Origin of the sequence: Streptomyces sp. NPDC006435, from assembly GCF_040612315.1 — a bacterium.
Classification (GTDB): domain Bacteria; phylum Actinomycetota; class Actinomycetes; order Streptomycetales; family Streptomycetaceae; genus Streptomyces.
The window spans coordinates 128,363-146,059 of sequence record NZ_JBEXPY010000005.1; the positions used below are offsets into that span (position 1 = coordinate 128,363).

The 17,697-nt window shown below is 72.1% G+C and carries 14 protein-coding genes; 4 read left to right on the forward strand and 10 right to left on the reverse strand.

The window, feature by feature from the left end; genetic code table 11:
* Positions 1-187: 187 nt before the first annotated feature.
* The 4 genes from ABZZ04_RS08210 to hrcA form a co-directional block, all read right to left on the reverse strand.
* Positions 188-934 carry a 16S rRNA (uracil(1498)-N(3))-methyltransferase gene (locus tag ABZZ04_RS08210; RefSeq protein WP_356931379.1) on the reverse strand — a complete coding sequence of 249 codons (747 nt, stop codon included), beginning with the start codon at positions 932-934 and terminating at the stop codon, positions 188-190.
* A complete protein-coding gene (locus tag ABZZ04_RS08215; protein ID WP_356931380.1) occupies positions 931-2,004 on the reverse strand; it encodes a nitronate monooxygenase in 1,074 nt (357 codons plus the stop codon). The genes ABZZ04_RS08210 and ABZZ04_RS08215 overlap by 4 nt, the downstream gene beginning before the upstream one ends.
* Before the next feature lie 238 nt (positions 2,005-2,242).
* Entirely contained in the window at positions 2,243-3,379 is a 1,137-nt protein-coding gene (dnaJ, locus tag ABZZ04_RS08220; RefSeq protein ID WP_356931381.1) for a molecular chaperone DnaJ, read from the reverse strand.
* Entirely contained in the window at positions 3,380-4,396 is a 1,017-nt protein-coding gene (gene hrcA / locus ABZZ04_RS08225) for a heat-inducible transcriptional repressor HrcA (RefSeq protein ID WP_356931382.1), read from the reverse strand.
* Positions 4,397-4,596: 200 nt separating this feature from the next.
* On the opposite strand from hrcA, the gene ABZZ04_RS08230 reads away from it, so the two are divergent.
* Positions 4,597-5,319, forward strand: a complete 723-nt coding sequence (locus ABZZ04_RS08230; protein ID WP_356931383.1) for an MBL fold metallo-hydrolase — start codon at positions 4,597-4,599, stop codon at positions 5,317-5,319.
* A gap of 25 nt (positions 5,320-5,344) precedes the next feature.
* On the forward strand, positions 5,345-6,181 hold the full coding sequence (locus tag ABZZ04_RS08235) for a DUF3097 domain-containing protein (RefSeq protein WP_356931384.1): 837 nt from the start codon (positions 5,345-5,347) through the stop codon (positions 6,179-6,181).
* Between the two features lie 76 nt (positions 6,182-6,257).
* Here ABZZ04_RS08235 and hemW read toward each other — a convergent pair whose 3' ends face one another.
* The 4 genes from hemW to lepA all read right to left on the reverse strand — a co-directional run bounded on the left by hemW (position 6,258) and on the right by lepA (position 14,059).
* Positions 6,258-7,499: a radical SAM family heme chaperone HemW gene (gene hemW, locus ABZZ04_RS08240; RefSeq protein WP_356931385.1), complete on the reverse strand. Its 1,242-nt coding sequence runs from the start codon at positions 7,497-7,499 to the stop codon at positions 6,258-6,260.
* A gap of 171 nt (positions 7,500-7,670) precedes the next feature.
* Positions 7,671-9,602 carry an ATP-binding SpoIIE family protein phosphatase gene (locus tag ABZZ04_RS08245; protein WP_356931521.1) on the reverse strand — a complete coding sequence of 644 codons (1,932 nt, stop codon included), beginning with the start codon at positions 9,600-9,602 and terminating at the stop codon, positions 7,671-7,673.
* Between the two features lie 293 nt (positions 9,603-9,895).
* On the reverse strand, positions 9,896-11,785 hold the full coding sequence (locus ABZZ04_RS08250) for an AMP-binding protein (protein ID WP_356931386.1): 1,890 nt from the start codon (positions 11,783-11,785) through the stop codon (positions 9,896-9,898).
* 399 nt (positions 11,786-12,184) lie between these two features.
* Positions 12,185-14,059 carry a translation elongation factor 4 gene (gene lepA, locus ABZZ04_RS08255; protein WP_356931387.1) on the reverse strand — a complete coding sequence of 625 codons (1,875 nt, stop codon included), beginning with the start codon at positions 14,057-14,059 and terminating at the stop codon, positions 12,185-12,187.
* A gap of 216 nt (positions 14,060-14,275) precedes the next feature.
* Between lepA and rpsT the strand changes: the two genes are divergently transcribed.
* The gene (gene rpsT / locus ABZZ04_RS08260; RefSeq protein ID WP_124717766.1) at positions 14,276-14,542 is read left to right on the forward strand and encodes a 30S ribosomal protein S20; all 267 of its coding nucleotides are present in this window, start codon (positions 14,276-14,278) and stop codon (positions 14,540-14,542) included.
* Between the two features lie 464 nt (positions 14,543-15,006).
* On the opposite strand, the gene holA is transcribed toward rpsT, so the two are convergent.
* The gene (holA, locus tag ABZZ04_RS08265; protein ID WP_356931388.1) at positions 15,007-15,999 is read right to left on the reverse strand and encodes a DNA polymerase III subunit delta; all 993 of its coding nucleotides are present in this window, start codon (positions 15,997-15,999) and stop codon (positions 15,007-15,009) included.
* Between the two features lie 204 nt (positions 16,000-16,203).
* Between holA and ABZZ04_RS08270 the strand changes: the two genes are divergently transcribed.
* Positions 16,204-16,449, forward strand: coding sequence for a hypothetical protein (locus tag ABZZ04_RS08270; protein ID WP_356931389.1), 246 nt, complete (start codon positions 16,204-16,206; stop codon positions 16,447-16,449).
* Positions 16,450-16,500: 51 nt separating this feature from the next.
* Here the strand turns inward: ABZZ04_RS08270 and ABZZ04_RS08275 are convergent, their stop codons facing one another.
* Positions 16,501-17,385, reverse strand: coding sequence for a YceI family protein (locus ABZZ04_RS08275; RefSeq protein WP_356931390.1), 885 nt, complete (start codon positions 17,383-17,385; stop codon positions 16,501-16,503).
* Positions 17,386-17,697 lie beyond the last annotated feature (312 nt).

Sequence of the window (17,697 nt, forward strand, 5' to 3'; positions counted from 1 at the left end):
ACGGTAGACGGCTTGTGGCCACAATCGGGGGCGCATCCGGCGCGTGCGCCGGGGCACGGACCGGCCGTCACATACGGTGTGGCGCCGCGGAATCGGGCCACGCGCCCACCGGTCCCGGCGCTCCCCCACGGCCCGGTCCAACGCCCCGATGCCCCGACGTCCCGGGCCCTCCCCGGGCGGGCCGGGTTCACGACCAGCGGCCGGTGCGCCCCAGCAGCAGTGCCGTCGCCGCCGTGCCCGCGGTCGAGGTGCGCAGGACGCTCGTCCCGAGCCGGCAGGTCCGGGCGCCCGCCCCGGTGAAGACCGCCAGTTCGTCCGGCGACACACCGCCCTCGGGGCCGACGACCAGCACGATCTCGCCGTGCTCGGGCAGCGGGACGGTGGCCAGCGGCTCGCTGTCGTGGTCCCGGTCCTCGTGCAGGACGGCGGCGAAGTCCGCCGCGGCCAGGAGCGCGGCGACCTGTTTGGTCGTCATCGCGTCGGCCACGTCGGGGAAGCGCACCCGGCGGGACTGCTTGCCCGCCTCCCGGGCGGTGTTGCGCCATTTCGCCAGGGACTTGAGGCCGCGTTCGCCCTTCCACTGGGTGATGCAGCGCGACGCCTGCCAGGGCACGATCCCGTCGACGCCGGTCTCCGTCATCGTCTCCACGGCGACCTCGCCCCGGTCGCCCTTGGGCAGCGCCTGGACGACGGTGATGCGGGGCGCGGGCCAGGCCTCCTCGCGGACCCCGGTGAGGCCGGTGACCACGAGCCGGTCCTTGCCCTCGGCGGCCCCGACGACACCCTCGGCCCAGTGCCCGCGCCCGTCCGTCAGGACGACGCCCTCACCGGCGCGCAGCCGCTTCACCGACACGGCGTGCCTGCCCTCGGGCCCTTCCAGTACGAACTCGGGCCCGTCGGGGACCTGTTCGACGACGAAGACCGGTGCGGTCACTGCGTACTCCCTGTGCTCACTGCCGTCCGTGCGGCGTCCAGTTCTTCGGCGAGCAGCCTGACCAGCCGGCCGGCCGGCAGCTCGCGTGCCATCCGGTGGCCCTGCCCCGCCCACAGCGCCATGCCCTGGGCGTCCCCCGCCTTGGCCGCCGCCTTGCGCAGCCCGGCGGTCAGGTGGTGGACCTGCGGGTAGGCGGCGGGGGCGTACGGTCCGTGCTCGCGCATGAAGCGGTTGACCAGGCCGCGGGCCGGGCGGCCCGAGAACGCCCGGGTCATGGCGGTCCGTACGAACAGCGGGTTGGTCAGGGCCCGTTTGTGCAGCGGGCTCGCCCCGGATTCGGGGCAGATGAGGAACGCCGTGCCGAACTGCGCCGCCTCGGCGCCCGCCGCGAGCACGGCGGCGATCTGGGAGCCGCGCATCAGCCCGCCGGCGGCGACGATCGGTATCTGCACGGTCTCGCGGACCTGGGCCACCAGCGAGAGCAGTCCGATCCCGGTGCCGTCGGTCTGCGGGTCGTCGTGGTGGGTGGACTGGTGGCCGCCCGCCTCGACGCCCTGGACGCAGACCGCGTCCGCACCCGCCCACTGGGCGGCCTGGGCCTCCTCGGGCGTGGTGACCGTCACGACGGTGTACGTGCCGACCCCGGCGAACGCGTCGAGGGTGTCGCGCGTGGGGCAGCCGAAGGTGAACGAGACGGCCGGGACCGGGTCGTCCAGGAGGATGGCGAGCTTGGCCTCGTAGCCGTCGTCGCCGTCGGAGTCCGGATCGCCGAGCGGGGTCTCGTACCAGGTGGTCTCGCCCGCGAGCTGCTGCCGGTACACCTCGACGGCGCTCGGGTCGGCGAGTCCCGGCTGCGGCATGAAGAGGTTGACGCCGAAGGCCTTGCCGGTCAGTCCGCGCAGCTGTTTGATCTCGTTGTACATGCCGTCCGCCGTCTTGTAGCCGGCGGCGAGGAAGCCGAGCCCGCCCGCCTCGGCGACGGCCGCGGCGAGCTGCGGACAGGACGTACCGCCCGCCATCGGGGCCTGCACGATCGGATACCGGCAGAGATCGGTCAACGCGGATGACATGACCGCATCGTGCCATGTCCGGCACGGCCCGTCGTGCACGGCCCGCGCCCCGCCCCGGCCGCGGACGCCTGCGGAGCCCGGCGCGGGACGGCCCCGGGCGCCTGCGGAGCCGAATGCGGTACGGCCCCGGACGCTCCCCGGGCACGCCCCGCCCCGTCCACGTACGCTCCCCGGACACGAACGCGGGACGGGCCCGTCGAGCGGGCCCGTCCCGGTCCGGACGGAGGGTCGGGAGCCGTCAGCGTCCGTTGAAGGCGTCCTTCAGCCGGGAGAACAGCCCCTGCTGACCGGGCTGGAACTGGCCGGTGGGCCGCTCCTCGCCCCGCATCTTCGCCAGGTCCCGCAGCAGTCGCTCCTGCTCCGGGTCCAGCTTCGTCGGCGTCATCACCTCGACGTGCACGATCAGGTCGCCGCGCCCGCCGCCGCGCAGGTGCGTGACGCCGCGGCCGTGCAGCGGCACCGACTGGCCGGACTGGGTGCCGGGCCGGATGTCGACCTCCTCCAGGCCGTCGAGCGTCTCCAGCGGCACCTTCGTGCCGAGCGCGCCCGCCGTCATGGGGATGGTGACCGTGCAGTGCAGGTCGTCGCCGCGGCGCTGGAACACCGCGTGCGACAACTCGTGGATCTCCACGTACAGATCGCCGGCCGGGCCGCCGCCGGGGCCGACCTCGCCCTCGCCCGCGAGCTGGATCCGGGTGCCGTTGTCGACACCGGCGGGGATCTTCACGGTGAGCGTGCGCCTGGACCGGATGCGGCCGTCACCGGCGCACTCCGGGCACGGGGTCGGCACGACCGTGCCGAAGCCCTGGCACTGCGGGCAGGGCCGCGAGGTCATGACCTGGCCGAGGAACGACCGGGTGACCTGGGAGACCTCACCGCGGCCGCGGCACATGTCACAGGTCTGCGCGGAGGTGCCGGGCGCGGCGCCCTCGCCGCTGCACGTGGTGCAGACGACGGCCGTGTCGACCTGGATGTCCTTGGTGGTGCCGAACGCCGCCTCGGCGAGATCGATCTCCAGCCGGATCATCGCGTCCTGGCCGCGCCGGGTGCGCGAGCGGGGCCCGCGCTGCTGCGACGTGCCGAAGAACGCGTCCATGATGTCGGAGAAGTTGCCGAAGCCCCCCTGCCCGAATCCGCCCGCTCCCGCGCCGCCGGAGGCGGACAGCGGGTCGCCGCCGAGGTCGTAGACCTGCTTCTTCTGCGGGTCCGAGAGCACCTCGTAGGCGGCGTTGATCTCCTTGAACCGCTCCTGGGTCTTCGGATCGGGGTTGACATCCGGGTGCAGCTCGCGGGCGAGCCTGCGGAATGCCTTCTTGATCTCGTCCTGAGATGCGTCGCGGCGCACGCCGAGTACGGCGTAGTAGTCCGTGGCCACTTACGACTCCGCCAGGATCTGTCCGACGTAACGTGCCACTGCGCGTACCGCTCCCATCGTTCCGGGGTAGTCCATGCGGGTCGGTCCGACCACGCCGAGTTTGGCGACTGCCTCGTCGCCCGAACCGTAGCCGACCGCGACGACGGACGTGGAGTTGAGCCCTTCATGGGCGTTCTCGTGCCCGATACGTACGGTCATGCCCGAGTCCTTGGCCTCGCCGAGCAGCTTCAGCAGCACGACCTGTTCCTCCAGTGCTTCCAGCACCGGCCGGATCATCACGGGGAAGTCGTGCCCGAAGCGGGTGAGGTTGGAGGTGCCGCCGATCATCAGCCGCTCCTCCGTCTCTTCGACGAGGGTTTCGAGCAGGGTGGAGAGCACGGTGGACACGGTTCCCCGGTCCTCGCTCTCGAAGGATTCCGGCAGATCCTGCACCAGCTGCGGGACGTCCGTGAAACGGCGTCCCACGACACGGCTGTTGAGCCGGGCCCGCAGATCGGCGAGAGAGGTCTCGCCGAACGGAGCGGGGCAGTCGATCATCCGCTGCTCCACCCGGCCGGTGTCCGTGATGAGCACGAGCATCAGCCGGGCGGGTGCCAGCGAGAGCAGTTCCACGTGCCGCACCGTCGACCGGGTCAGCGAGGGGTACTGCACGATGGCGACCTGCCGGGTCAGCTGCGCGAGCAGCCGTACGGTGCGGCCCACGACGTCGTCGAGGTCGACCGCGCCGTCGAGGAAGTTCTGGATGGCACGGCGCTCCGGCGACGAGAGGGGCTTGACCCCCGCGAGCCTGTCGACGAAGAGCCGGTAGCCCTTGTCCGTCGGGATGCGCCCCGCGCTGGTGTGGGGCTGGGCGATGAAGCCCTCGTCCTCCAGCACCGCCATGTCGTTGCGGACGGTCGCCGGGGAGACACCCAGCTTGTGCCGCTCGGTGAGCGCCTTGGAGCCGACGGGCTCCTCGGTACCGACGTAGTCCTGGACGATGGCACGAAGCACTTCGAGTCTGCGTTCGCTGAGCATCGCGCACACCTCCAGCTGTGTTTCCTCGGTCGGTCCCCGGGTGTTCCCGGTGTCTTTACCCGGGAATCCCCCTGGCACTCTGTCATCGCGAGTGCCAGCAATCCCCCGGTCAGTGTACGGCGGCCGAGTGGGGGCCTAGCAAGGGCGACCGGCCACACCACCGCGAGACTTTCGCAGGTGGTTGCCGATAGCGTCGCGGCATGAACGCCTCTTGGGAAGAGTTCGGCTGGGAGCGACTCGGTCACGGAGCGGGAAGGCGGCGCCTTCCCGGCTGGGACGCGACGGTCGCGCTGGTGGCCGGAGCGGACGGAGTGCTGCTGTACGACACCGGTTCGTCACTCCGCGAGGGCGCGGAACTCCGGTCCCAGGCGCAGGCGCTGCTGGGCCGGAGGGTGACGCATATCGCACTCAGCCACCCCCACTTCGATCATGTGCTGGGCACCGCCGCGTTCTCCGGCGCCGAGGTGTACGGGGCGTCCGGCACGGCGGAGGCGATGCGGCGCGAGGCGGAGGGCCTGCGCGTCTCCGCGGTGCGTCAGGGGGTCTCCGAGCACGACGCGACGGAGGCCGTCGACGCGCTGGTGGTGCCGCGGCACCAGGTGTGCGGGGAGTGGACGCTCGACCTGGGCGGCGGGCGCGAGGTGCTGCTGGTCGACGTCGGCCCGGCGCACAGCGGCCACGACCTGGTGGCGGTCGTGCCCGGCTCCCCGGCGATCGTGCTCTGCGGGGACCTGGTCGAGGAGTCCGGCGAGCCGCAGGCGGGCTCGGACGCGCACCCGGCCCGCTGGCCGGCCGCCCTGGACCGGCTGCTGGAGCTGGGCGGCGAGGACGCCGTGTACGTACCGGGGCACGGGGCGGTGGTGGACGCGGCGTTCGTACGGGAACAGCGCGGACGACTGGCCGACCGCTTCGGCGTGTCGTGACCCGCGGTCGTCCTATCGTCGTCCGATGCGCAGCTACCAGCCCGACCTGACCCCGCCGTGGAAGAGGTCCGCCCCCGTTCCCGAGGTCCCCGCCGAGCCCGATCTGGTCGTGGAGGAGGTCTCGACCGGTTTCTGCGGCGCGGTGATCCGCTGCGAGAGGACGGCCCAGGGGCCGACGGTGACCCTGGAGGACCGGTTCGGCAAGCACCGGGTGTTCCCGATGGAGCCGCGCGGCTTCCTGCTGGAGGGCGAGGTGGTCACGCTCGTGCGCCCCTCGGCCGCCGCCCCGGCGCGCCCCGCGCGCACGGCCTCGGGCTCGATCGCGGTCCCGGGGGCCCGTGCCCGGGTCGCGCGGGCGGGCCGGATCTACGTGGAGGGCCGGCACGACGCGGAGCTGGTCGAGCGGGTCTGGGGCGACGACCTGCGGATCGAGGGCGTGGTCGTCGAGTACCTGGAGGGCGTCGACGACCTCCCGGCCGTCGTGCGCGAGTTCTCCCCCGGCCCGGACGCCAAGCTGGGCGTCTTGGTCGACCACCTGGTGCCCGGCTCCAAGGAGTCCCGGATCGCCGAGCAGGTGTCGGGCGCGGACGTCCTGGTGGTGGGGCACCCCTACATCGACGTGTGGGAGGCGGTGAAGCCGTCCTCCGTGGGTATCCCGGCCTGGCCGGTGGTGCCGCGCGGCCAGGACTGGAAGACCGGTGTGTGCCGCGCGCTCGGCTGGCCGGAGAACACCGGCGCCGCCTGGCAGCGCATCCTGTCCGCGGTCCGCTCGTACCGGGACCTGGAGCCGTCCCTGCTGGGCTCGGTGGAGCACCTGATCGACTTCGTGACGGCGCCCCCGACAGGCCTCTCCGGCGATTGAGGAGCGGGGGCCCGGGCGGAGCCCCCCGGTCACGGGAAGGGGCGGGCAGGGGAACAGGCCCCCGTCCCGTGCCCCCTCAGTCCACCAGGTCCCGCACCACCGCGTCCGCCAGCAACCGCCCCCGCAACGTGAGCACCGCGCTCCCCCGCTCGTACGGGGCGGGCTCCAGGAGGCCGTCCGCCAGGGCGCGCCGGGAGGCGGCCAGCCCCGCCGGGGCCAGCAGGGACAGCGGGCAGCCGTCCACGAGCCGCAGCTCCAGCAGGATCCGCTCGACCCGGCGGTCCTCCGCGGAGAGGATCTCGCGCCCGGCCCCGGGCGAGCGCCCCTCGGCCAGGGCCTGCGCGTACGCCCCCGGGTGCTTCACGTTCCACCAGCGCACCCCGCCGACGTGGCTGTGCGCCCCGGGCCCGGCGCCCCACCAGTCGGCTCCGCGCCAGTACAGCTCGTTGTGCAGGCACCGGCCCTCGGGCGTGCGGGCCCAGTTCGACACCTCGTACCAGGAGAAGCCGGCCGCGGCCATCGCCTCGTCCGCGATCAGGTACCGGTCGGCGTGGACGTCGTCGTCGGTCATGGGGACCTCGCCGCGCCGGATGCGGCGGGCGAGCTGCGTGCCCTCCTCGACGATCAGCGCGTACGCCGACACGTGGTCCGGCCCCGCCCCGATCGCCGCGTCCAGCGAGGCCCGCCAGTCGTCGTCGGACTCCCCCGGCGTGCCGTAGATCAGGTCGAGGTTGACGTGCTCGAAGCCGGCCTCCCGGGCCTCGGCCACGCACGCCTCGGGCCGTCCCGGCGTGTGCGTGCGGTCCAGGATCTTCAGGACGTGCTGCCGCGCGCTCTGCATCCCGAACGAGATCCGGTTGAAGCCGCCCTCGCGGAGTTCGGCGAGATAGGCCGGACCGACGGACTCCGGATTGGCCTCGGTGGTGATCTCGGCGTCGTCCGCGAACCCGAACTCCTCCCGGATCGCCCCCAGCATCCGGACCAGGTCGGCGGCGGCCAGCAGGGTGGGCGTGCCGCCGCCGACGAAGACCGTGCGGACCGGGCGCGGGTCGTCGCCGAGGACCTTGCGGGCCTGGCGGACCTCTCCGATCAGGTGCTCGGCGTAGTTGTCCCGGGAGGCCAGCGCACCGCCGGAGCCGCGCAGCTCGGTCGCGGTGTAGGTGTTGAAGTCGCAGTAGCCGCAGCGGGTCGCGCAGTACGGGACGTGCAGGTAGAAGCCGAGCGGCCGGTCGGCGGCGCCTTCCAGGGCATGGCGGGGCAGCGCCCCGTCGTCGGGTACGGGTTCACCATCGGGGAGTACGGAAGGCATACCGCCCATTGTCACTCGCCGCCCGGGGCCTGCGGGCCACGGCCGTGCTCACGGGGCTCCGGCGCCGGCCGCGGGCACGGGGCCCGGTACCGTCCGCCACCCGCGTCCGCGTCCGCGCCGGGGCCGTGCCGGAGCCGCCCCGGCCCCGGCCGCACGAAGCCCGCGTCCGCCCGCCCCGGCTCACCCCGCCTGGAGCACCAGCAGGGCCAGGTCGTCGTCGGGCGGCCGCTCGGCGAACTCGTGCACGGCCCGCTTGATCCGGTCCGCTATGCCGTCCGCCGACAGGCCGGAGCAGCCGGACAGGGCCTGGGCCAGCCCGTCCCCGTCGTCGAACATCAGCGGCCCGCAGCGCCGCTCCGTGACCCCGTCCGTGACGCACAGCAGGCTGTCGCCCGGTGCCAGCTCGAAGCTCTGGCTCTCGTACGCGACGTCGTCGAAGAGTCCGAGCAGCATCTGCGGCTCGGCGGCCGGGCGCACCTCGCCGTCGGGCCGCAGCAGCAGCGGCAGCGGGTGGCCGGCGCTGGCGACCGTGCAGCGCACCCCGCCGTCGGGCAGCGGCACCAGCTCCCCGTACAGCAGGGACAGGAAGCGGGACTGTCCGGTGTCCGCCGTCTGCTGGCCGCCCGCCGCGGCCACCATGAGCGCGGCGGCCTCGGCCGCCTCCATCGCGTCGTCCAGGAGCAGCCGGTTGAGCCGGTCCAGAACCTCGCCGACGCCGAAGCCCTCGCGGGCCAGCAGCCGCAGCCAGGGCCGGGCTAGGCCGGTGACGACGGCGGCCTCGGGCCCGCTGCCCTGGACGTCGCCGAGGACGAAGCACCAGCGGTCGCCGGGGCACGGGAAGATGTCGTAGAAGTCGCCGCCGACGACGCCGTCGTCGCTGGGTTCGTACACCAGCGAGCTGGTGACGCCGGGTATGTCGGCGACCTTGCCGGGCAGCAGCGCGCGCTGCAGGATGCGGCTGATGGTGGCCTGCCGGGTGTACTCACGGGCGGCGCCGACGGCGAGGCCGACCCGGCGCACGAAGTCCTCGATGAGCGCGGCCACCTCGTCGGGGACGCGGACGAGGCCCTCCCGTCCCAGAAGCACGGCGCCGAGCGTCCGGCCGCCGGAGGTGATCCGGTAGGCGAGGGCGGTCGCCTCGGGTTCCTCGGGCTTCTCGGCGTCCTCCTCCCCTCCGGGCCAGGGCATGGAGACGGGCCCGGTGCCGACTCGTTCGGGGAGTCGGATCGGGTCCTGTTCCAGCAGGGCGCGCAGTTGCGCGGTCTCGGCCTCGTCCCGGTGCCAGACGCTGGCGAGCCGGGGCACGGCCGAGGGGCCGCCGTTCTCGGGTTCCAGCCAGATCGCGCACCAGTCGGCGAGTCTGGGCACCAGTAACTGTCCGGAGAGGGCCGCGACGATGTCCTCGTCGAGCTGTCCGGCGAGCAGGTCCGACGCCTCGGCGAGGAACGAGAGCGCGCCGCGGCCGGCCCAGTCCGCGTCGTCGCGCAGGGCGCGGCGGGCCGTGGGGGCGAGCAGTTCGGCGTCGCGCAGCCCCTGCTGGAACCCCGGGCCGGGGTCGGTGGGCGGCTCCGGAAACGGGCTCCAGTCGTCCACGGGGAGCCGGGCCCAGACGGTCTTGAGGCCGGTGCGGTAGGTGATGCCCCAGCGTTCGGCGAGGGTGCCGACGAGCTGGAGCCCGCGGCCGTGGTCGGCGGGTTCGTCGAAGCCGAGGACCGTGGCGCTCTGCGCCGCCTCCGCCACGCTGCCGGACTCCGGCCGGTCGCTGCGCACGGCGCGGGCCGGGTGATGGTCCGACACCTCCAGCACCAGGGCCGCGGATTCGCCCTCGACGGCCTCCTCCAGCCGGGCGAGCAGCTCCACGTTGGTCCCCGCGTGCACGACGGCGTTGGTGACCAGTTCGCTGACGACGACCTCGGCGTCGTCGGCCAGGCGCTCGCTGAAGCCCACGGCCGCCGGCAGTCCGAGTCCGGCCCACTCGTCGAGCGCGGCCCGGACGAACCGGCGTGCGGCGGAGGGCGCGAGGAGGTTTCCGGGCAGGGACGTATGGGCGACCGGCTGCGCATCCGCATGGCCGACGGGAGTTCCGGGACGCTGGATGATGTCCCGCTGCAAGGGAATTGACCCCACGGTGCAGCTCCTGACCTGTTCTCGCTCTGTCTGTTCTCGTTCTGGCTGTCTGTTCTCGTCGGGTCGGTTGTCTGTTCTCGCCGGGCGGCGCTGACGCCACCGACAGAGTGACAGATGGACCATGCCCATAAGCAACGAGTTGCCGAAGTGAGCAGAGAAAGTGAGCGTGTCGGAACGGAAGGCAGCCGCACCGTGCGGCCGGCCCGCGGGGGCGTCCTGCCCCCACGGGCCCCGAGCACGCGCGGCCCGGTGTCCCGCGGCCCCGCGTGCTCGTGGTGCTACGCCTCGCGGGCCCCCGCGTACATGTCGTCGATGAGGTCCTTGTACGCGCGCTCGACGACCGGCCGCTTCAGCTTCAGACTGGGCGTCAGCTCGCCGTGCTCGATGTCGAGGTCGCGCGGCAGCAGCCGGAACTTCTTGATGGTCTGCCAGCGCTGCAGACCCTCGTTGAGCCGCTTCACGTAGCCCTCGATGAGCGCGACGGCCTGCGGGGAGGCCACCACTTCGGCGTAGCTCTTCCCGCCCAGGCCGTTCTCGGCGGCCCAGCCGAGGATGGTGGGCTCGTCGAGCGCGATCAGGGCGGTGCAGAAGTTGCGGTCCGCGCCGTGCACCAGGATGTTGGAGACGAACGGACAGACCGCCTTGAACTGCCCCTCGACCTCCGCCGGGGCGATGTACTTGCCGCCGGACGTCTTGATCAGGTCCTTCTTGCGGTCGGTGATCCGCAGGTAGCCGTCCACGGACAGCTCGCCGATGTCACCGGTGTGGAACCAGCCGTCCGACTCCAGGACCTCGGTGGTCTTCTCCGGCTGCCCGTGGTAGCCCTGCATGATCCCGGGGCCGCGCAGCAGGATCTCGCCGTCGTCGGCGATCCGGACCTCGGTGCCGGGGAGCGGCTTGCCGACGGTGCCGGTGCGGTAGGCCTCGCCCGGGTTGACGAAGGAGGCGGCGCTGGACTCGGTGAGGCCGTAGCCCTCCAGGATGTGGATGCCGGCGCCCGCGAAGAAGAAGCCGATGTCGGGGGCGAGCGCGGCGGAGCCGGAGACGCAGGCGCGCAGCCGGCCGCCGAACGCCTCGCGGATCTTGGCGAACACGAGGGTGTCGGCGACCTTGTGCTTGGCGCCGAGCGCGAACGGGACGGAGGACTTGCCGGTGCGGCGGAAGTTGTCCTGCGAGACCGTGGCGTACTCGCGGGCGACCCCGGCCGCCCACTGGAAGATCTTGTACTTGGCCCCGCCGCCGGCCCGTGCCTTGGCGGCGACCCCGTTGTAGACCTTCTCGAAGATGCGGGGGACGGCGGCCATGTACGTCGGCTGGACCACCGGCAGGTTCTCGATGATCTTGTCGACCCGGCCGTCGACCGCGGTGACGTGGCCGACCTCGATCTGGCCGGAGGTGAGGACCTTGCCGAAGACGTGCGCGAGCGGCAGCCAGAGGTACTGGACGTCGTCCTTGGTGATCAGGCCGGTCGACACGGTGGCCTTGGCCATGTACGACCAGTTGTCGTGCGGCAGGCGCACGCCCTTGGGGCGGCCGGTGGTGCCCGAGGTGTAGATCAGGGTGGCCAGCTGGTCGGAGGTGATGGCGGCGACGCGTTCCTTGATCGCCTCGGGGTTCTTCGCCAGGTGGTCCCGGCCGAGGGCCTCCAGCGCGGCCAGGGTGAGCACCCAGCCCTCGGGGTCGTCGTCGACGGGTTCGGCGCCCTCGGGGTCGATGACGACGACGTGGGCGAGGTTCGGCAGCTCGGCGCGGCGCTCGCGGGCCTTGGCCAGCTGGCCGGCGTCCTCGGCGATCAGCACCCGGCTCTCGGAGTCGGAGAGGATGAACGCCGACTCCTCGGAGTTGGTCGACGGGTAGACCGTGGTGGTGGCGGCGCCCGCGCACATCACGCCGAGGTCGACGAGGATCCACTCCACCCGCGTGCTGGAGGCGAGCGCGACCCGCTCCTCCGGCCGCACGCCCAGCCCGATGAGCCCGGCCGCGACGGCGTAGACCCGCTCGGCGGCCTGCGCCCAGCTCAGCGACTTCCACTCGTCGGGGCCCTGGCCGGAGGCCGAGGGGACGGGGTAGCGGTACGCCTCCCCGTCCGGGGTGGCCGCCACGCGGTCGATGAAGAGATTCGCCACGGAGGGCGGTCGGTTCTCGATCAAGGTCAGTGTGTCGCTCACGACGTCCTCCGGGCCTGCGGCAGTACTTCACGACCGGCTGCTGATTACCGCTGATTACTACTGATTGCTACTGACTGCTGCTGCTTGTTCCTACGTGTGTTCCTGCAGACGTCCGCGTCCCCGCACACGTCTGCGTTCCTGCGTACGCCCGTGTTCCCGCGTACGCCTGATTCCCTGCTGGATCCCGTGCGTTCCCGCCCGATCCCGCGGGGCCGGTCCCGACTGCGCCCGGTCCGCTTGTTTAACTGGCGAGTAACTACGAAGTCGTGATCAGGGTAGAGCGCCCGCGTCCGCCGCGTAAGGGGCAACGGGCCGCCGCTTCATAACGAACAGGCCCCTGTGCCGCAGCGTGCTGCGGCACAGGGGCCCTTCGGCCGTCACCCGGCGGGAGCGGACGGGCTACTTCTTGCCCTTGCCCTCCCCGGCCGACTCGTCCGTCGACAGCACGGCGATGAAGGCCTCCTGCGGCACCTCCACGTTGCCGACCATCTTCATCCGCTTCTTGCCCTCCTTCTGCTTCTCCAGCAGCTTCCGCTTACGGGAGATGTCACCGCCGTAGCACTTGGCGAGGACGTCCTTGCGGATGGCGCGGACGGTCTCACGGGCGATGACCCGGGAGCCGATGGCGGCCTGGATCGGCACCTCGAAGTTCTGCCGCGGGATCAGTTCGCGCAGCTTGGCGACGAGCCGCACGCCGTACGCGTACGCCTTGTCCTTGTGCGTGACCGCGGAGAAGGCGTCGACCTTGTCGCCGTGCAGCAGGATGTCGACCTTGACGAGCTGGGCGGTCTGCTCGCCGGTGGGCTCGTAGTCGAGGGAGGCGTAGCCACGGGTCTTGGACTTCAGCTGGTCGAAGAAGTCGAAGACGATCTCGGCGAGCGGCAGGGTGTAGCGGATCTCGACCCGGTCCTCGGAGAGGTAGTCCATGCCGAGCAGGGTGCCGCGCCGGGTCTGGCAGAGCTCCATGATCGCGCCGATGAACTCGCTGGGGGCCAGGATCGTGGCGCGCACGACGGGCTCGTGCACCTTGTCGATCTTGCCCTCGGGGAACTCGCTCGGGTTCGTGACCGTGTGCTCGCTGCCGTCCTCCATGTCGACGCGGTAGACCACGTTGGGGGCGGTGGCGATCAGGTCGAGACCGAACTCGCGCTCCAGGCGCTCCCGGATCACGTCGAGGTGGAGCAGGCCGAGGAAGCCGACGCGGAAGCCGAAGCCGAGGGCCGCGGAGGTCTCCGGCTCGTACACCAGGGCGGCGTCGTTGAGCTGGAGCTTGTCGAGCGCCTCGCGCAGGTCCGGGTAGTCCGACCCGTCCAGCGGGTACAGCCCCGAGAACACCATCGGCTTGGGGTCCTTGTAGCCGCCCAGCGCCTCGGTCGCGCCCTTGTTCAGGGAGGTGATGGTGTCACCGACCTTGGACTGCCGGACGTCCTTCACACCGGTGATGATGTAGCCGACCTCGCCCACGCCGAGGCCGTCGGCCGGGGTCATCTCCGGGGAGGACACCCCGATCTCCAGCAGCTCGTGGGCGGCGCCGGTGGACATCATCCTGATGCGCTCGCGCTTGTTGAGCTGTCCGTCGACGACACGGACGTACGTGACGACACCGCGGTACGAGTCGTAGACCGAGTCGAAGATCATCGCGCGGGCCGGGGCGTCCGCCACCCCGACCGGGGCCGGGACGTCCTTGACCACCCGGTCGAGCAGCGCGTCCACGCCGACGCCGGTCTTCGCGGAGACCTTGAGCACGTCCTCCGGCTGGCAGCCGATGAGGTTCGCCAGCTCCTCGGAGAACTTCTCGGGCTGCGCGGCCGGCAGGTCGATCTTGTTGAGCACCGGGACGATGGTGAGGTCGTTCTCCATCGCCAGGTAGAGGTTGGCCAGGGTCTGGGCCTCGATGCCCTGCGCGGCGTCGACCAGCAGGATCGTGCCCTCGCAGGCGGCGAGCGAACGGGAGACCTCGTAGGTGAAGTCCACGTGGCCCGGGGTGTCGATCATGTTGAGGACGTGGGTGCGGCCCTGGTCCTCGCCCGTGGTGGGGGCCCAGGGCAGACGCACCGCCTGGGACTTGATGGTGATGCCGCGCTCGCGCTCGATGTCCATCCGGTCGAGGTACTGAGCACGCATCTGCCGCTGGTCGACCACGCCGGTCAGCTGGAGCATCCGGTCGGCGAGGGTCGACTTGCCGTGGTCGATGTGCGCGATGATGCAGAAGTTGCGGATCAGCGCCGGGTCGGTACGGCTCGGCTCGGGCACGTTGGTAGGAGTCGCGGGCACGCAGGGTCCTGATTCTTGAGACGCCGAACGCCGTGTCTCGGGTCGATGTCGGTTCGGTCGGATCGATACGTAGCCTCCATCGTCCCATGGTTGCGGGGCGGAGACCGGTTTGGGCCGGTCGGAGCCGGGCTGGTACCGTTGACAGCTGTGTCTCGCGACCCTTCCGGGCCGTGGGGCGCACATCGAAGATCCAACGAACCTGAAAAGGCTCTTTTCGTGGCGAACATCAAGTCCCAGATCAAGCGGAACAAGACGAACGAGAAGGCGCGCCTTCGCAACAAGGCCGTCAAGTCCTCGCTCAAGACCGCCATCCGCAAGGCCCGTGAGGCTGCCGCCGCCGGTGACGTCGAGAAGGCCACCACGGCCGCTCGCGACGCCTCCCGCGCGCTCGACAAGGCCGTCTCGAAGGGTGTCATCCACAAGAACGCCGCCGCCAACAAGAAGTCGGCGCTGGCCTCCAAGGTTGCCTCCCTCCAGGGCTGAGCATTCTGACCTGATCGCCGGAACGGACCAAGCGGGCCCTCTCTCCCGTTCCCGACCGGCACCCCGCGCCGCACACCGAACCTGCGTTCGCCACGCGGGTGCGGCGCACCGAGCTTGAACCGAAGGCCCCGGCCCCGCCCTCCCCAGCGCGGGACCGGGGCCTTCGGCATGCCCGCACACCGTGCTTCGGAACGTGCGGGCCGGGTGTACGGGGTCGGGTCCGCAGGGCTGTCGGGCTGTCGGGCTGTCGGGCTGTCGGGCTGTCGGGACCACGGTGTTCACCCGACCGGCCCCGGCACGGGTACGGCTCCGCCCGGAACGGGGTCGGTCCGCCCGCTACGGGTACGGCTCCGCCCACAGGCCCGCCGCCACCGCGGCCACCGCCGAGACCGCAGCTTCCACCGCCGTCGCGGCTTCCGCTTCTGTCGCTGCTTACCGCTGCCGTTTTCTGTCTCCGCTTACCGTTACCGCTGTCGTCCCGACCGGGCCGCTCTCGCCACCGCGACCACGGCCTTCTCCAGCGCGTACTCCGGATCGTCGCCGCCGCCCTTGACCCCCGCGTCGGCGTCCGCGACGGCCCGCAGCGCCAGAGCCACCCCGTCGGGCGTCCACCCGCGCATCTGCTGGCGCACCCGGTCGATCTTCCACGGCGGCATGCCCAGCTCACGGGCGAGGTCCGCGGGACGTCCCCCGCGGGCCGAGGACAGCTTGCCGATGGCCCGGACCCCCTGGGCCAGCGCGCTGGTGATCAGCACGGGCGCCACCCCGGTCGACAGCGACCAGCGCAGCGCTTCGAGCGCCTCCGCGGCCCGTCCCTCCACGGCACGATCGGCGACCGTGAAACTCGACGCCTCCGCACGGCCCGTGTAGTAACGGGCGACGACCGCCTCGTCGATCGTGCCCTCGACGTCCGCGACGAGCTGCGAGACCGCGCTCGCCAGCTCTCTCAGATCGCTGCCGATGGCGTCGACCAGCGCCTGGCACGCCTCGGGGGTCGCCGAACGCCCCAGCGCCCGGAACTCCGCCCGGACGAACGAGAGCCGCTCGGCCGGCTTGGTCGTCTTCGGGCAGGCGACCTCCCGCGCCCCTGCCTTGCGCGCCGCGTCCAGCAGCCCCTTCCCCTTGGCGCCGCCCGCGTGCAGCAGCACGAGGGTGATCTCCTCGACCGGATCGCCGAGGTACGCCTTGACGTCCTTGACCGAGTCGGCGGAGAGGTCCTGCGCGTTGCGCACGATCACCACCTTGCGCTCGGCGAAGAGCGAGGGGCTCGTCAGCTCGGCGAGGGTGCCGGGCTGGAGCTGGTCGGAGGCGAGGTCGCGGACGTCCGTGTCGGGATCGGAGGCGCGGGCGGCCGCCACCACCTGCTGCACGGCGCGGTCCAGGAGCAGGTCCTCCTGTCCCACGGCGAGCGTGACGGGAGCGAGCGGGTCGTCGGTGGAATTCTTTCTGGTGGCCATCGCCCCCAGCATCCCATGCACCACCGACAGCCCCGGGAACGCCGGACGCTGCCGGGCCCCTCTCCACCGGGAACGCCCGACGGAGCCGGACTTCTCTCCGCCGGCAACGCCGGACGCCGCGGGGCCTCTCTCCGCCGGCAACGCCCGGTGGTACCCGGCCTCTCCGCCGGGAACGCCGCGTTCGCGGTACGGGAGAATGGGCCGGTGAGCGATGTGAGACATGTGCTGGTGCTGCCCGACCGCGACGCCGCGGAGGAGGTGGCCGAGGAGCTCGCCGACCGTTTCGGGGTCGCGGAGGAGCCCCAGCTCGTGCGCGACGCGCTGGCCGGCGAGGACGACGCCGAGGACGCCCAGTGGCTGGTGGTCGTGGAGGACCCGTCGGGGCGGCTGGACGCCTCGGCGCTCGACGCCTTCGCCGCGGAGTACGAGGGCTGGCTCGAAACGCCCTGACGGGTCGTCCCGCCTCCCCGGCCCCGGAACCCGCGGGCCGGGGAGGCGGGCTCAGCCCTTGGGGACGATCTGGATGTCCATGTCGATGGAGATGCTGGAACCGACGGCCGCGATGCCGCGGGCCAGCATGGTCTGCCAGGTGAGCGTGAAGTCCTCGCGGTGCAGCTCCGTGGTGGCCCGGCAGGCGGCCCGGGTCTCGCCCTCCAGGCCGTTGCCCAGGCCGAGGTACTGGGTTTCCAGCGTGACGGTACGGCTGACGCCGTGCAGCGTGAGCGCACCGGTCACGCCCCAGCGGGTACCGCCCCGGTGGACGAAGCGGTCGCTGTAGAACTCCATCGTCGGATAGCGCCCGACGTCGAGGAAGTCCCCGGATCGCAGGTGGTCGTCGCGCATCTGGACGTTCGTGTCGATCGACGAGGCGTCGATGACCACGTGCATGGCCGAGTCCTCCATGCGGTCGGCGATCCGAACGGCGCCCGCGAAGGTGTTGAACCGGCCGTGGATGCGTGCCAGGCCGATGTGCCGGGCCGTGAAGCCGATCTGCGAGTGCATCGGCTCGACCTCCCAGTCGCCCGGTGCGGGCAGCTGCGGAGGCGCGGCCAGTTGCAGGGTCACGTCGCCCAGGCTCGCGTGGCCGCTCTCGGCGACCGTGGCCGAGGCGTGGAACGGGGTGAAGCCCTCGGCCGTGACGGCCAGCCGGTACTCACCGGCCGGGACGGTGGCGAGGACGTTGCCGAACGGGTCCGTCTCGCCCCGGAACACCTTGCGGCCCGAACCGTCCGTGACCACGAACTCGGCCTGCGGCACGATCTCGTTGACGGGGTCGAGCACCCGACAGCTGAGCAGCCCCGCGGTGTGCGGCACCTCCAGCCCGGCGAGGGCGTTGCCCTGCACCGCACCCGCCGTCCGCCTCTTCCCCAGCCAACGACCGAACATCTTCCACCTTCCCCGGGTGCTTCACCTTGGGGCCTGGCGGCTGGACGTCTCTGTCGGAGCAGCGGCCCACCGACGACCATGCATTCGACCACCATTGCGGCGTTCGAGGCAAACAGAGCAGCTCGCAGGAGCTTGGGACGAGGTGTTACCGAAGGTCCGAATTGACCACTCCTCCCTCTGCCCCCACTGCCGTGCCCGCCCATCCCCGACGGACTCCCCCTCCGGCTCCCTCCAGCTCCTCCGGTGTCCAACGCCACCTTGTGACGTTCGCCGCCCATGACTCCGGCCGGACACGGCACCGACCACCCATGA